The sequence below is a fragment of the Pseudooceanicola profundi genome (assembly GCF_050897955.1).
Lineage (GTDB): Bacteria > Pseudomonadota > Alphaproteobacteria > Rhodobacterales > Rhodobacteraceae > Pseudooceanicola.
In genome coordinates, this window is the sequence record NZ_JBPAXZ010000005.1 from 27994 (window position 1) to 41458 (window position 13465).

The 13465-nt window shown below is 59.9% G+C and carries 14 protein-coding genes and 1 pseudogene; 13 read left to right on the forward strand and 2 right to left on the reverse strand.

The features are described from left to right. Positions 1-38: 38 nt before the first annotated feature. The 3 genes from ACRARG_RS19530 (at position 39) to ACRARG_RS19540 (ending at position 3085) form a co-directional block, all read left to right on the forward strand. Positions 39-797 carry an electron transfer flavoprotein subunit beta/FixA family protein gene (locus tag ACRARG_RS19530; RefSeq protein ID WP_258095911.1) on the forward strand — a complete coding sequence of 253 codons (759 nt, stop codon included), beginning with the start codon at positions 39-41 and terminating at the stop codon, positions 795-797. After that, positions 797-1723, forward strand: a complete 927-nt coding sequence (locus tag ACRARG_RS19535) for an electron transfer flavoprotein subunit alpha/FixB family protein (RefSeq protein WP_088652425.1) — start codon at positions 797-799, stop codon at positions 1721-1723. Before ACRARG_RS19530 ends, ACRARG_RS19535 begins: the two co-directional genes overlap by 1 nt. 204 nt (positions 1724-1927) lie before the next feature. Continuing rightward, the gene (locus ACRARG_RS19540) at positions 1928-3085 is read left to right on the forward strand and encodes an acyl-CoA dehydrogenase family protein (RefSeq protein ID WP_088652424.1); all 1158 of its coding nucleotides are present in this window, start codon (positions 1928-1930) and stop codon (positions 3083-3085) included. Positions 3086-3106: 21 nt separating this feature from the next. Here ACRARG_RS19540 and ACRARG_RS19545 read toward each other — a convergent pair whose 3' ends face one another. Both ACRARG_RS19545 and ACRARG_RS19550 read right to left on the reverse strand, forming a co-directional pair. Next, the gene (locus ACRARG_RS19545) at positions 3107-4273 is read right to left on the reverse strand and encodes a CaiB/BaiF CoA transferase family protein (RefSeq protein ID WP_088652423.1); all 1167 of its coding nucleotides are present in this window, start codon (positions 4271-4273) and stop codon (positions 3107-3109) included. Between the two features lie 33 nt (positions 4274-4306). Beyond that, complete coding sequence (locus tag ACRARG_RS19550) at positions 4307-5452, reverse strand: CaiB/BaiF CoA transferase family protein (RefSeq protein ID WP_088652422.1); 1146 nt, start codon at positions 5450-5452, stop codon at positions 4307-4309. A 104-nt stretch (positions 5453-5556) separates the two neighbouring features. Here ACRARG_RS19550 and ACRARG_RS19555 point away from each other — a divergent pair. From ACRARG_RS19555 to ACRARG_RS19600, 10 genes and pseudogenes are all read left to right on the forward strand, one after another. Then, positions 5557-5682, forward strand: a pseudogene (locus tag ACRARG_RS19555) (Zn-ribbon domain-containing OB-fold protein); the annotation flags it as partial. A gap of 21 nt (positions 5683-5703) precedes the next feature. Continuing rightward, the gene (locus ACRARG_RS19560) at positions 5704-5934 is read left to right on the forward strand and encodes a Zn-ribbon domain-containing OB-fold protein (protein ID WP_432691777.1); all 231 of its coding nucleotides are present in this window, start codon (positions 5704-5706) and stop codon (positions 5932-5934) included. A gap of 3 nt (positions 5935-5937) precedes the next feature. Continuing rightward, positions 5938-7089 carry a thiolase family protein gene (locus ACRARG_RS19565; protein WP_088652420.1) on the forward strand — a complete coding sequence of 384 codons (1152 nt, stop codon included), beginning with the start codon at positions 5938-5940 and terminating at the stop codon, positions 7087-7089. 23 nt (positions 7090-7112) lie between these two features. Continuing rightward, complete coding sequence (locus tag ACRARG_RS19570; protein ID WP_198963345.1) at positions 7113-7970, forward strand: MaoC/PaaZ C-terminal domain-containing protein; 858 nt, start codon at positions 7113-7115, stop codon at positions 7968-7970. 10 nt (positions 7971-7980) lie between these two features. Next, on the forward strand, positions 7981-9117 hold the full coding sequence (locus ACRARG_RS19575) for a CaiB/BaiF CoA transferase family protein (RefSeq protein WP_283984028.1): 1137 nt from the start codon (positions 7981-7983) through the stop codon (positions 9115-9117). Positions 9118-9180: 63 nt separating this feature from the next. Next, positions 9181-9900, forward strand: a complete 720-nt coding sequence (locus tag ACRARG_RS19580; protein ID WP_088652417.1) for a transglutaminase-like domain-containing protein — start codon at positions 9181-9183, stop codon at positions 9898-9900. Further along, positions 9897-10346: a MaoC family dehydratase gene (locus tag ACRARG_RS19585; protein ID WP_088652416.1), complete on the forward strand. Its 450-nt coding sequence runs from the start codon at positions 9897-9899 to the stop codon at positions 10344-10346. Before ACRARG_RS19580 ends, ACRARG_RS19585 begins: the two co-directional genes overlap by 4 nt. Beyond that, on the forward strand, positions 10333-11457 hold the full coding sequence (locus tag ACRARG_RS19590; RefSeq protein WP_088652415.1) for an acyl-CoA dehydrogenase family protein: 1125 nt from the start codon (positions 10333-10335) through the stop codon (positions 11455-11457). The genes ACRARG_RS19585 and ACRARG_RS19590 overlap by 14 nt, the downstream gene beginning before the upstream one ends. Continuing rightward, entirely contained in the window at positions 11454-12605 is a 1152-nt protein-coding gene (locus tag ACRARG_RS19595; RefSeq protein WP_088652414.1) for an acyl-CoA dehydrogenase family protein, read from the forward strand. The genes ACRARG_RS19590 and ACRARG_RS19595 overlap by 4 nt, the downstream gene beginning before the upstream one ends. Before the next feature lie 28 nt (positions 12606-12633). After that, on the forward strand, positions 12634-13443 hold the full coding sequence (locus tag ACRARG_RS19600; protein ID WP_088652413.1) for an enoyl-CoA hydratase/isomerase family protein: 810 nt from the start codon (positions 12634-12636) through the stop codon (positions 13441-13443). Positions 13444-13465 lie beyond the last annotated feature (22 nt).

Here is a 13465-nt window from a genome sequence, read left to right on the forward strand (position 1 = left end):
GTTGAAACCTTATCGCAAAACTCAAGGAGACCACGCCAATGAAGGTACTCGTGCCTGTGAAACGGGTGATCGACTACAACGTGAAGGTCAGCGTCAAGGCGGATGGCAGCGGTGTCGATCTCGCCAACGTTAAGATGTCGATGAACCCGTTCGACGAAATCGCCGTCGAAGAGGCGATCCGCCTAAAAGAGGCCGGCAAGGCCGAAGAGGTCGTCGCGGTATCCATCGGCGTCAAACAGGCGCAGGAAACCCTGCGCACCGCACTGGCCATGGGCGCCGACCGCGCCATCCTGGTCGTCGCAGCGGATGACGTGCACCAGGATATCGAGCCGCTGGCAGTGGCCAAGATCCTTGCCAAGGTCGTGGAAGAGGAACAGCCCGGTCTGGTTCTCTGCGGCAAGCAGGCGATCGACAACGACATGAATGCCACCGGCCAGATGCTGTCGGCGATCCTCGGTTGGAGCCAGGCGACCTTTGCCTCGGAAGTGGGCATCGATGGCGACAGCGCCGTCGTCACCCGCGAGGTCGATGGCGGCCTGCAGACCATCAAGGTCAAGATGCCGACCGTCGTTTCCGTCGACCTGCGCCTGAACGAACCGCGCTATGCGTCGCTGCCCAACATCATGAAGGCCAAGAAAAAGCCGCTGGATGAAAAGACGGCCGCCGACTATGGCGTCGACGTCACCCCGCGCCTGACCGTGGTCAAGACGTCCGAGCCGGCCGAACGCGCCGCCGGTGAAATGGTTGGCTCGGTCGACGAGCTGGTTGCGAAACTCAAGGAAAAGGGGGCGGTGTGATGGCTGTTCTTCTTCTTGCCGAAGTCAACAATGGTGAACTATCGATGGACGCGACCGCAAAGGCGGTCACCGCGTCCAAGGCCCTGGGCGACGTGACGGTTCTGTGCGCCGGCGCGTCTGCCGCCGACGCCGCGAAAGAAGCCGCGACAATCGACGGCGCGGCCAAGGTGCTGGTCGCCGAAGACCCCGCGCTGGGTCATCGCCTGGCGGAATCGACCGCCGACCTGATCGTGTCGCTGGCAGGCGACTACGATCACATCGTGGCACCCGCCACCACCGACGCCAAGAACGTGCTGCCCCGCGTGGCCGCGCTGCTGGACGTGATGATGCTGACCGATGTCTCCGGCGTGGTCGATGCCGACACGTTCGAGCGCCCGATCTATGCAGGTAACGCGATCCAGACGGTGAAATCGGGCGACGCAAAAAAGGTCGTGTCCTTCCGCACCGCCAGCTTCGACGCGGCCGGCACCGGTGGCTCGGCCGCCGTGGAAACCGTGGGCGGCGCATCCGTTTCGGGCCTGTCGGAATGGGTCGAAGACAAGGTCGCCGAAAGCGACCGTCCCGAACTGACCTCGGCCGGTATCGTGGTTTCGGGCGGCCGTGGCGTCGGCTCGGAAGACGATTTTGCGCTGATCGAGAAACTGGCCGACAAGCTGGGCGCCGCCGTTGGCGCATCCCGCGCCGCCGTCGACTCGGGCTTTGCACCGAACGACTGGCAGGTCGGCCAGACCGGCAAGGTGGTCGCGCCTGACCTGTATATCGCCGTCGGCATCTCGGGTGCGATTCAGCACCTTGCGGGCATGAAGGACAGCAAGATCATCGTCGCGATCAACAAGGACGAAGAGGCCCCGATCTTCCAGGTTGCCGATTACGGTCTGGTCGCCGACCTGTTCGAGGCCGTGCCCGAACTGACCGACAAGCTGTAAGCCATTGCAAAAAAGTATAAAAAGGCCCGCCTGTTTTGTCGGGCCTTTTTATACGAGCCGAATGGGCGGCGCGTTGATTGGATAAATCCGGATGCGCACGGTCCGAAGCCGTGTGACGCCCCGTCAGAACGGCTCGGGTTCATTGTGAGAAAAAAACACTTGTTAGATTTTTTCAATGCAAGCATGACTCGATAGGAATAAAACATGTCTCTGATCAAGAACTCCCCGAGTTGGGCAGTGGATGAACACAAGATGTTCGCCGATAGTACACGCAGGCTTTTCGATGCAGAGATGGCTCCGAAGATTGAAAAATGGGCGGAGCAGGGAATTGTTGACCGCGACTTCTGGAAAACAGTCGGTCAGCAGGGTGTCATGGGTGGCTCGATTGCCGAAGAATATGGTGGGTTCGGTGGCGGCATCGGGTTCGACGCGATTACCGTCTACGAGCAGGGGCGCACCGGTGATACGGGTTGGGGCTATGGGATCCAGTCCATCGTAATCCATTATCTCAACGCATATGGCAGTGAGGAACAGAAGAAAAAGTGGTTGCCGAAACTGGTCATCGGCGACAGCGTTGCGGCGATTGCCATGACCGAGCCTGGAACGGGCTCTGACCTCCAGAACGTACAAACCTATGCGGAAAAGGATGGCAACCACTACAAGATCAACGGTTCGAAGATCTTTATCACAAACGGGCACACGGCGGATCTCGTTGTTATCGTGGCAAAGACCGACCGCAACGCCGGCGCTAAGGGCGTTTCGTTGATCGTTCTGGAAACCGAGGGCGCCGAGGGCTTTCGCCGGGGACGGAACCTGAAGAAACTGGGTATGAAAGGTTCGGATACTGCTGAGCTGTTCTTCGAGGATGTGCGCGTGCCTACGGCGAACCTGCTTGGTCCGGAAGAGGGGCAGGGGTTCTACCAGCTGATGAAGCAGCTGCCTTGGGAGCGGCTGATGATCGGCATTACCGCCCTCGGTTTTATTGATTTTGCGATCGATGAAACGGTGAAATATGTTCAGGACCGCAAGGCATTTGGAAGCCGGATCATGGACTTCCAGAATACACGCTTCAAACTGGCGGAATGCAAAACCAAGGCCGAATTGCTACGTTCCTTCGTAAATGACGGGCTCGCGCGTCTTGAAGCGGGCGAACTTGATGCGGCCACGGCTTCGATGGCGAAGTGGTGGGGCAGCCAGACGCAGAACGAGGTCATGCATGAATGCCTGCAACTGCACGGCGGTTACGGTTTCATGATGGAATACCCCATCGCGCGTCTTTATGCCGACAGCCGGGTCCAGATGATCTATGGCGGCACCAACGAGATCATGAAGGAACTGATCGCGCGTTCGCTGGATGTTTGATCCGTCCGGTGCCGGGTGGGGCTATTCCCTACCCGGCACCAGAATCTCGTCGCTGTGTTCCCCAAGTCGCGGGGCCGGGCGATGATCATGCCGCGCCGGTGTTGCCGAGAATCGTATCGGCGGGCGTGTCGTCCAGATCGGTCCTTCGGATGGGTGATCAATCCGTTGGAAGAAGCCGGTCGCGGCAAGATGGGGATCGTTCGGCAAATCTGACAGGTTGCGCACCGGCATGGCGGGTATGTCTGCCTGCTCCATCAGGGCAAGCCAGTCATCCGTGGTCCGGGTCAGCGCAATCTGCGCCACCATATCGTATACCGCGCCGATGTTGCGGCTTCGGGCATCCATGTCAGTGACCCAGACATGGTCGATCATGTCGTCGCGCCCGACCGCCTGAAAGAACCGCGCCCATTGCACGTTGGTGTAGGGCAGAATGGTGATATAGCCATCTACCGTCTGAACCGGACGCCTGTGCGGAACCAGCATGCGGGCATAGCCGAAATCCTGCGGAGCCTCTTCAAAGGTGGCACCATCCATATGTTCGATCAACAGGAAGGCGGCCAGCGTTTCAAACATCGGAACCTCGACATGCTGGGCTTCTCCAGTGCGCTCGCGGTGGAACAGAGCACCCATCACGGCATAGGCAGCAGTGACCCCGCCAAGCTTATCGGCGAGAATTGTCGGGGCATAAGCGGGCGGTGCCTCGGGGTCGCGCAAGGTAGCCAAGCTGGCCAATCCCGACACCGACTGGACGGAATCGTCGAATGCAGGCTTGGCGGCATAGGGCCCGTCCTGCCCGAAACCGGTGGCGGATACCGTGATCAGGTTCGGGTTTTTCTGGCGTAGGGATTCGGGATCCAAACCCAATCTGGCAAGCGCCGCAGGCCGGATGCTCGAAATCATCACATCGGCATCGATGAGCAGTTTGCGCAACTGATCGCGACCGGTTTGTGTTTTGAGGTCGAGTACGACACTGCGCTTGTTACGGTTGGTCCCCAGAAAAGCGGCCCCCATCAGCTTGTTGCGCGATGGCTGGACCTGGCGAAGAAGATCGCCCTCGGGGCCTTCCACCTTGATCACATCGGCCCCCAGATCGCCCAGCATCTGCGTCGCCAAAGGTCCGAAAACTACAGAAGTCAGATCGACGATCTTCACGCCTTGAAGGATCGCCGGTTTGTTCTCAGCGGTCATTTGGTTGTCCACCGTTTTAGTTGTCCACCGTTTTCATGAAAGGGGCCCGAATTCGGCGCGTATGGCTTCACCTTCCGCATCGAAGGCCGGGCAGGGGCCCAGTGCCGTTTCGCCGAGGCTGCGCCGGATCGGGGGTGTCGGGACGTTGATCTCGCCCGAGGGTGTGCCTATCACGGATCGGTCAAGCTGCGGGTGATCGGACAGGGACGCCACGTCGTTCACCGCGCCGGAGGCAATGCCCGCAGCGTCAAGGCGCTTCAGCATCTCGGTGCGATCATGCGAGGCGAACACGGCCTTGATGAGCTCTTCGAGCGCGGGTTTGTTTTCAATTCGTGACGTGTTGTCGTGAAAACGGGGGTCGGTTGCCAGCGCCGCGTCGCCCAGTATGTGTTCACAGAACCGTTGCCATTCGCCGTTGTGTTGCACGGTAATGACGACAAGCTGGCCGTCTTTGCACTGATAGGCCCCGTAGGGACAGATGACCGTGTGGTTCAGCCCGACACGCGGTGTAGGCTTGCCAAGGTAATCGTGATACAGCAGCGGTACCGACATCCAGTCGGCCATCACATCGAACATTGCTACGGAAACGCCGCTGCCCTTGCCGGTGCGATCACGCCCGACAAGTGCTTCGCAGATTCCAGCATGGGCTGTCATACCGGTGGCGATATCGCAGACCGACACGCCCACCCGTCCTGGTCCGTCGGGTGTACCGGTCACTGATGCCAGACCGCTTTCGCATTGCACAAGAAGGTCGTAGGCCTTGGCGTTGCGCATCGGGCCGTCTTCGCCATATCCGGTGATGTCGCAGGTCACCAGGCGCGGGAACCTCTTTCGCAGACTTGTGGAATCGAGCCCGAGCTTGGCCAGCGCGCCCGGCAGGAGGTTCTGAATAAACACATCCGCGTTTTCCAGAATCCTGAGCAGGATTTCCCGGTCCTCGTCGGCTTTAATGTCCAGCGCCACCGATTCCTTTCCTCGGTTAAGCCATGTGAAATAGGCGCTTTCGCCGTTGGCGGCGGTATCGTAGGCGCGGGCGAAATCGCCGGCTCCCTTGCGTTCGATCTTGATCACGCGCGCGCCGGCATCGGCCAGCCGCGAGGAGCAAAAAGGCGCGGCGACTGCCTGTTCCAACGCAACGACGAGTTTGCCGGAAAGGGGGGCTAAGTCTGAACCTGGCATGAGTTTCTCGCAAATGATCTTGAATGGTTGACTAAATCTAACAATTGTTAGAAACATAATCAATACGGTTGGACGAAGACTGGATCGCTTGAAGGAGAACGCTGGTGCAGGACGCCATAGGACCAGACCAATTTTTTCAACGCGCGCTGGCAGAGGGAGAGATCCTGCTGCCAAAGTGCGACGACTGCGGGGCCTATCACTTTTTCCCGAGAGTCTTGTGTCCCCATTGTCATGGCAGCGCGATTTCTTGGATGAAGGCGAGGGGCAAGGGACGGGTCCACACCACAACGGTCGTGCGCCGAAAACCCGAACGGGGCGGTGACTACAACGTATGTGTCGTCGAGCTGGACGAGGGTGTCCGGATGATGAGCCGGGTCGAGGGCATCGCCCCGGGTGAGGTCGCTATCGACATGCCTGTAACCGCTTTCGTGGGCGAGGCCGAGGGCGCTCCGGCCGTGCTTTTCAAGCCGTCGGAGAGATAAGCCATGACCATTGAACTTCGGGGGAAATCCGCCATCGTGGGAACTGGTCATGCCGGTTTCGGAGAAGCCCATGGCCTGACGGCCTATGATGTCATGGCGCAATCTGCGCTTGCGGCGCTTGGCGATGCCGGGCTGAAACTGTCCGACGTCGACGGGCTGTTTTGCACCATGATGGAAGACAGCATGCCGGCGCTTATGGCGGCGGAGTATCTGGGCATCCAGCCCCGTTTCATTGATGGCACGATGTCGGGCGGTTCGTCCTTCGTAAACTACCTGACGTCCGCGACCATGGCGCTGGACGCCGGTCTGTGTGATGTCGCGCTGATTGTTTATGGCTCCAACCAGCGCACCGCGTCGGGCAGACTGGTGACCGCTTCACGTCCGCCGGCCTACGAGGCGCCGTATAATCCGCGCTATCCGATCTCGGCCTATGCGATGGCGGCGGCGCGGCACATGCATGAATATGGCACCACCCGCGAACAGCTGGCCGACGTGGCCGTCGCCGCGCGGGCCTGGGCGCAGCGCAACCCCGAAGCGTTCGAGCGCGGCCCGCTGACCCGCGAGGACGTGCTGGGTGCGCGCATGGTGGGCGATCCATTGACCGTGCGCGACTGTTGTCTTGTCACCGACGGTGGCGGCGCGATCGTAATGGTCCGCGCGGACCGCGCCCGGGATTTCCCGAAGGCGCCTGTCTATGTGCTGGGCAGTGCGGCGGAGAGCTCGCACCGGCAGATTTCCCAGATGAAGGATTTCACCGTGACCGCGGCCCGCGACTCGGGCGCGCGCGCCTTTGCGGCGGCCGGAGTGACCCCTGCGGACATACAGGCGGTCGAGCTCTATGATGCCTTCACCATCAACACGATTTTGTTTCTCGAAGATCTTGGGTTCTGCGCGAAGGGCGAGGGAGGGGCCTTTGTCGAGGGCGGACGCATCGCGCCTGGCGGCGTCTTGCCGGTGAACACGAATGGCGGCGGCCTGTCCTGCGTGCACCCCGGGATGTACGGAATCTTCACAGTGATTGAGGCTGCGCGTCAGATCCGTGGCGACGCGCCGGGCATTCAATTGAAAGATGTCGACCTGGCGCTGGCGCATGGCAATGGTGGTGTGCTGTCCAGTCAGGTCACGGCCATACTTGGATCGCAAAACACGCTCTGACGGCAACTAAGGGAGGAAAGTAAATGCCATTGGATTTCGATGCACTGTTGAACTGGGACTTTGAGGAAATCGAACAGACGCTGACCGAGCGGGATACCATCCTGTATGCACTCGGCCTTGGGTTCGGCGAGGATCCGACCGACAAAAAGGAGCTGGCCTATGTCTATGAGGACGGGCTCAAGGCAGTTCCCTCGATGGCGGTCATTTTGGGGTATCCCGGCTTCTGGCTGCGCGATCCCAAGACCGGCGTAAACTGGCAAAAAGTGCTGCACGGAGAACAGTGGCTCGACATCTACAAGCCGCTGCCGACACATGGCCGGATTGTCGGCCGCAGCAAGATCGACTTCATCGCCGACAAGGGCGAGGGCAAGGGAGCCGTCATTTACCAAAGCCGTGATATTATCGACGCGGACAGCAGTGAAAAACTGGCACGCGTGGCGATGTCGGCTTTCTGTCGCGGTGATGGGGGGTTTGGCGGTGAAAACCAGGCGGGTCCGGCACCCGCAGTGCTGCCTGATCGGGCGCCTGATCATGTATGTGATATCGATACCCTGCCGCGCCAAGCCCTTATTTATCGTCTCAGCGGTGATTTCAATCCGCTTCATGCTGACCCGGATGTTGCCCGTTCTGTCGGGTTTGACCGCCCGATCCTGCATGGTCTGGCGACCTATGGGCTGGCGGCCCGAGCGATTCTCAAGACGTTGCTTGACTATGATGCGGCCCGGCTTGTCGGTCTGGATGTTCGGTTCTCGGCGCCGGTCTATCCCGGCGAAACCGTGCGGTTCGAAATCTGGGAAGAGGACGGCGAGGCCCGGTTCCGGGCGTCGATCCCGGCACGCGATGTGGTTGTTCTGAACAACGGCGCGGCACGCTTCGCCTGAGGTAGTGAAGATGGCTCAACCGCTCAAGGATATCCTGGTGCTGGATTTCAGCACACTTCTTCCCGGTCCGATGGCGACGCTCATGCTGTCCGAGGTCGGGGCCGAAGTAATCAAGTTCGAACGGCCCGGAGTCGGCGAGGACGCGCGCCACACGGAGCCCAAGATCGACGGAGAGAGCATCGGATTTGCCGTGTTGAACCACGGCAAGCGATCGGTTGCCATCGACCTCAAGTCGAGGGGTGCAGTGGAATGGCTGCGCCCCTTGATCGAGAAGGCCGATGTTCTGGTAGAGCAGTTCCGTCCCGGCGTGATGGACCGGCTCGGGCTTGGTTATGATGCTCTGCGCGAGATCAATCCCGGTCTCATCTATTGTTCGATCACCGGCTATGGCCAGACCGGACCAAAGGCCAGCGCAGCCGGCCACGACCTCAACTACGTCGGTGATACGGGTATCCTGTCGCTCAGTTGCGGACCGGATGACCAGCCAACGGCACCGTTCGGACTGGTCGCCGATATCGGAGGCGGAACCTATCCTGCAGTGATGAATATCCTGCTGGCCCTGATTGCGCGGCAGGCAAGCGGGCAGGGGACGCATCTGGATATCGCAATGTCCGAGGGGGCGTTCGCCTTTGCCTATTGGGCCCATGCCGAAGGTGTGATTGCCGGGCAGAACATTAAAAACGGTAGCAGCCGCCTGACGGGTGGCCTGGCCCGGTATAGGCTTTATACGGCTGCGGACGGGCGTCAGATCGCCGTCGGCGCGTTGGAAGAAAAGTTCTGGCAGTCGTTCTGCGATGTCATTGGTTTGCCGGTGGCACTTCGCGATGACTGGTCCGATCCCGATGCCAGTGCCGCGGAGGTTGCGCGTCGTCTGAGGAAACACCCCTCGACCCATTGGGAGCCTCTGCTGGCTGCGGCCGATTGCTGCTGTTCGGTCGTGAAAACGCCCGCCGAGGCGGCGCGCGACCCGCATTTCAAAGCGCGTGACGTGTTCGGGCGGACCGTAAAAATCTCTGACCGGAACACGCCCGCTTTGCCGCTGCCAATTGCGCCGGAGTTCCGTTCTTCGGGAAATTCGGTCGGAGTTGCAGCCACCTTGGGCAAAGACAATGCGCGTTATGGCGTGGACCAACCGATGACAGAGTAAATCCCGTTGACGGGCAGGTTTTGAATCGGTAATCTAACACTTGTTAGAAAAAGGGAGGGGCCAATGGACAAGTCTGACGATGACCTGCCGACTGATGCTGAGCGTTATGTCATGCCATCGCGCTTTGTGGAAAGCGATAGCTTGGAAGTGCAGGGTTTCGTGACATCGGCTTTGCGTGATCTTCCTTTGGACGCAACCAATCGAGACAAGGCGGTCCGCCTGTTCGAAGCGGTGCGCGACGATATTCGCTATGATCCCTATTGTTTCGCGCTGGATGAGGACTCTTACCGTGCCAGCCGTATCGCTGGGGCGGAAGCGGCGTTTTGCGTTCCCAAGGCAATTCTGCTGGCGGCTTGTCTGCGTGCTGTGGGTATCCCAGCCGCACTGGGGTTCGCGGATGTGCGCAACCACCTGAATACACCCAAGTTGCAGGAGTTGATGGGGACCGATCTCTTTATCTACCACGGCTACGTTCAACTGTGGTTGGGGAATGAGGCCTACAAGGTGACACCTGCATTCAACATGGAACTGTGTGAAAGATTCGGGGTCAAACCCCTGGTCTTCGACGGCTATCACGACGCGCTCTTTCATGAGTTCGACGAACAGAATCACCGACACATGGAATATGTGAACGACCGTGGTCTCTATTTCGACGCGCCGATGGGTGAGTTCCTGGTGGCGTTCAAGGAAACCTATCCGAAGCTGGAAGAATTCAACCGCATCCGGATATCCAAGGATGCGAGCGGATACGATGACGGTTTCGCAAAGGAGGGTGCCTCTTGAGGTATCTGGAAGACTTCTCGCCGGGCCAGGTCTATCGCTTTCGCAGCGCTCCGATGAGCGCGGGTTCGATAAAGGCGTTTGCCGAGGAATGGGATCCGCAGCGGCTGCACACCGACGAAAACTATGCAACCGCCATACATGGCAGCCTGATCGCCTCGGGCTTTCAGACGATGCTGGAAGTGTTTAGGCCGGTCATGTCTGAAATGATGGTCGATGTCGCCAATATCGGTGGCATGGGCTTTGACAATCTGCGCTGGCTGCGGCCGGTGCGCCCGAACGAACCCCTTGATGTCGAACTGACGGTCAACGCGGTCACGCCGTCAAAAAGCAAGCCCGACAGAGGTGTTTTGCACTATACGCTCAGCGCCAAAAACCCTGCGGGCGAGGTCGTTTTTTCGACCGACACCCCCGTGATGATCCAGCGAAAACAAAATGACACAGACTGATATCCTTTCCAGCGAACAAGAAGACCTTCGCCTGTTGCGCGAGAGCGCGCGCACGTTGTTTGAACGGGCGGGCGGAAGTGACAGAGCCCGAAAACTTCGTGATGCCGGGGGCGGTTTCGATGCGGAGATGGTCCGGGAACTCGCCGAGGCCGGCGTTTTCGGGGTGGCGGTGCCCGAAGATCAGGGCGGGCTTGGCATGGGCCTGGCCGCTGCCGGCATCATCGCCGAAGAGGTCGGTCGCGTGATTGCCCCGGAACCGGTCGTGTTGACGATCGGTCTGAGCCTCGGTCTTCTGCGCCGCCTTTGCCCGGATCATCCGAAGGTGCCACAACTCATCAGCGGCGAAACTGTGCTGGCGGTTGCCTGGCAGGAACGCGGCCCGGGCGGAGCGCCCGCCGATGCGACCTGCCGATACGCAGACGGAAAGCTGACCGGCGCCAAGGCTTGGGTGGCCGGCGCGGCCGGATCGCAAGGGTTCCTTGTTGTGACCCAGGGAGACGATGGTCAGGTTCTGGTATTGGTCGAGGCAAACGCGGACGGGTTCGTCATCAACAAGCGTGCGCAAGCCGATGGCAGTTCCTTGGGCGAGCTTTCGTTTTCGGGAACCCCGGCCGCCGAACTGGCCAGCGGAAGAGCGGTTCAGGACGCGCTGGCCGAGGCTGTCGTCGATGCAACGGCGCTTGCCGCCGCCGAGCTTGTCGGCCTGAGCGAGCGCGCCTTCGAGATCACGCTCGATTACATCAAGACGCGGGAGCAGTTCGACAAGCCGATCGGGTCATTCCAGGTCATCCAGCACCGTGCTGTCGACCTTCACGTGATGTGCGAGGTCGCGCAGGCAGGCGTCGGCGAAGCTCTGGCGCAGATGGACGGCGAAACGGATCCGAAGATCCGCGCCCGGTTGGCCAGCCGGGCCAAGTCACGTGCGGTGACCGCGGCCAAAAAAATCACTCGTGATGCGATCCAGCTTCATGGCGCGGTCGGCTATACCGACGAATTCGATATCGGGCTCTATCTGAACCGGGCGTTGGTGCTGTCGGCCTGGTTGGGCGACGATGCCTATCACAGGCGGATATGGTTCGAGGCACGCGAAGCAGAGGGGGCCGCACAATGACCGACTGGAACGCAATGACCGATGCAGAGTTCCGCAAGGAGGTGCGCCAGTTCTTCGAGGCCGAATACCCCGAAGAGCTGCGCCATCTGCCGCACCGTCCAAAGTTCGCCGAGATCGAACACTGGCACCGCAAGCTGCACGCGAAGGGCTGGGTCGCGCCAGCATGGCCCACAGAATATGGTGGCATGGGCCTGAACGCCGCCAAGCTGCTGATTTTCTACGAAGAGCAGCAACGCTGGGGCGTCAATCGTGGCCGCGATATGGGCGTGCAGATGGTCGGCCCTCTGATCATCAAGTTCGGCACCCAGGACCAAAAAGATTACTGGCTGCCGCGTATCCTGAGTTGCGATGACATCTGGTGCCAAGGCTACTCAGAGCCGGGCGCTGGGTCCGATCTGGCGAACCTGCGCACGCGTGCAGAAATTGACGGGGACGACTTTGTCATCAACGGACAGAAGATCTGGACCACGATGGCGCATGACGCTACGCACATTTTCATGCTGGTGCGCACCGATCCGGATGCACCCAAGAAACAACAGGGCATCAGTTTCCTGCTTGCTCCGATGGATCAGCCCGGAGTCGATGTTCGCACGATCAAGACCCTCTCGGGTGAAACTGAGTTTTGTGAGGTCTTCTTTGACGATGCCCGGACGCCCCGCGAGAACCTTGTGGGCGAGCTGAACAAGGGTTGGACGATGGCCAAGGCTCTCCTGAGCTTCGAGCGCATCTTCATCGGTTCGCCAAGCCTGGCCCAGAACGCACTGGGGCAATTGGAAAGCTTTGCACGGGGCCGTGGCGCGTTTGATGATCCGGTGTTTCGCGATCGATTTGCCCAGGCGGCACTGGATGTGGAAGATCATGCCGCGCTTTATGCCCGTTTTGCAGATCAGCTCAAACGTGGCGAGACGCTGGGTGCGGATGTCTCCATGCTGAAGATTTGGGTGACTGAATGCTTCCAGCGCATCACCGAGCTGATGATCGAAGCAGCCGGACCCGATGGCGGCTCCATCGGGCCGCTCCAAGTCGGCAACGTAAGTGTCGATGTTCTGGCGAGTTTCTACAAGGCCAGACCTACCACGATCTACGGTGGATCGAACGAAATCCAAAGAAACATCCTGTCCAAGGCCGTCCTGGGACTGCCTGGCTGACTCAATACCCCACGGAGGAAATAGAACTATGTCGGATCGTTATGCAAAATACGATAAACTGAAATTTGACTACCCGGCGGATCGCGTGCTGCGCATCACGTTCGACCGGCCCGAGACGTTTAACTCGGTCGATGCCGAAACTCACACCCAGATGACGGACATGTGGATCGATATCGACCGTGACCCAGACATCAATTCGGTTATCGTGACCGGTGCGGGCAAGGCGTTTTCCGCCGGTGGCGATTTCAGCCTGATTGAAAAGATGATCGGGGACTCGCACGAGATCATGAAGACGTGGAAAGAAGCCAAGGATCTCGTCTACAACATCATCAACTGCAACAAGCCGATCATTTCCGCGATCAATGGCCCTGCGGCCGGCGCGGGCCTTGTGGTTGCCATCCTGGCCGACATCTCGATCGCCGGAAAACGGGCCAAGATTGTCGATGGTCATCCCCGCCTTGGTGTTGCCGCCGGTGACGTCGCGGCGATTATCTGGCCGCTGCTGACCTCGATGGCCAAGGCGAAATACTATCTGATGACCTGCAAGCCGGTGTCGGGCGAAGAGGCCGAGCGTATCGGTCTGGTATCAATGTGCGTCGAGGATGACGAGCTGCAGCAGATCGCGCTGGATACAGCCGTCGAACTAGCCAACGGCTCGCAAAGCGCGATTCGCTGGACCAAGTATTCGCTGAACAACTGGCTGCGCCAGGCCGGGCCGATCTTTGATGCGTCGACCGCGCTGGAGATGCTTGGCTTCATGAGCGAGGACGTCAAGGAGGGTGTGTTGTCGCACCGCGAGAAGCGCACGCCGAACTTCCGTAAGGACTGCCCGCTTTAACGCCCGATTGGACGAGGAGGCA

What these genes read in the sequence shown, in the direction of transcription:
- ACRARG_RS19530 (WP_258095911.1), top strand. Translation starts at nt 39, where the DNA reads ATGAAGGTACTCGTGCCTGTGAAACGGGTGATCGACTACAACGTGAAG.
- ACRARG_RS19535 (WP_088652425.1), top strand. Translation starts at nt 797, where the DNA reads ATGGCTGTTCTTCTTCTTGCCGAAGTCAACAATGGTGAACTATCGATG.
- ACRARG_RS19540 (WP_088652424.1), top strand. Translation starts at nt 1,928, where the DNA reads ATGTCTCTGATCAAGAACTCCCCGAGTTGGGCAGTGGATGAACACAAG.
- ACRARG_RS19545 (WP_088652423.1), bottom strand. Translation starts at nt 4,273, where the DNA reads ATGACCGCTGAGAACAAACCGGCGATCCTTCAAGGCGTGAAGATCGTC.
- ACRARG_RS19550 (WP_088652422.1), bottom strand. Translation starts at nt 5,452, where the DNA reads ATGCCAGGTTCAGACTTAGCCCCCCTTTCCGGCAAACTCGTCGTTGCG.
- ACRARG_RS19560 (WP_432691777.1), top strand. Translation starts at nt 5,704, where the DNA reads ATGAAGGCGAGGGGCAAGGGACGGGTCCACACCACAACGGTCGTGCGC.
- ACRARG_RS19565 (WP_088652420.1), top strand. Translation starts at nt 5,938, where the DNA reads ATGACCATTGAACTTCGGGGGAAATCCGCCATCGTGGGAACTGGTCAT.
- ACRARG_RS19570 (WP_198963345.1), top strand. Translation starts at nt 7,113, where the DNA reads ATGCCATTGGATTTCGATGCACTGTTGAACTGGGACTTTGAGGAAATC.
- ACRARG_RS19575 (WP_283984028.1), top strand. Translation starts at nt 7,981, where the DNA reads ATGGCTCAACCGCTCAAGGATATCCTGGTGCTGGATTTCAGCACACTT.
- ACRARG_RS19580 (WP_088652417.1), top strand. Translation starts at nt 9,181, where the DNA reads ATGGACAAGTCTGACGATGACCTGCCGACTGATGCTGAGCGTTATGTC.
- ACRARG_RS19590 (WP_088652415.1), top strand. Translation starts at nt 10,333, where the DNA reads ATGACACAGACTGATATCCTTTCCAGCGAACAAGAAGACCTTCGCCTG.
- ACRARG_RS19595 (WP_088652414.1), top strand. Translation starts at nt 11,454, where the DNA reads ATGACCGACTGGAACGCAATGACCGATGCAGAGTTCCGCAAGGAGGTG.
- ACRARG_RS19600 (WP_088652413.1), top strand. Translation starts at nt 12,634, where the DNA reads ATGTCGGATCGTTATGCAAAATACGATAAACTGAAATTTGACTACCCG.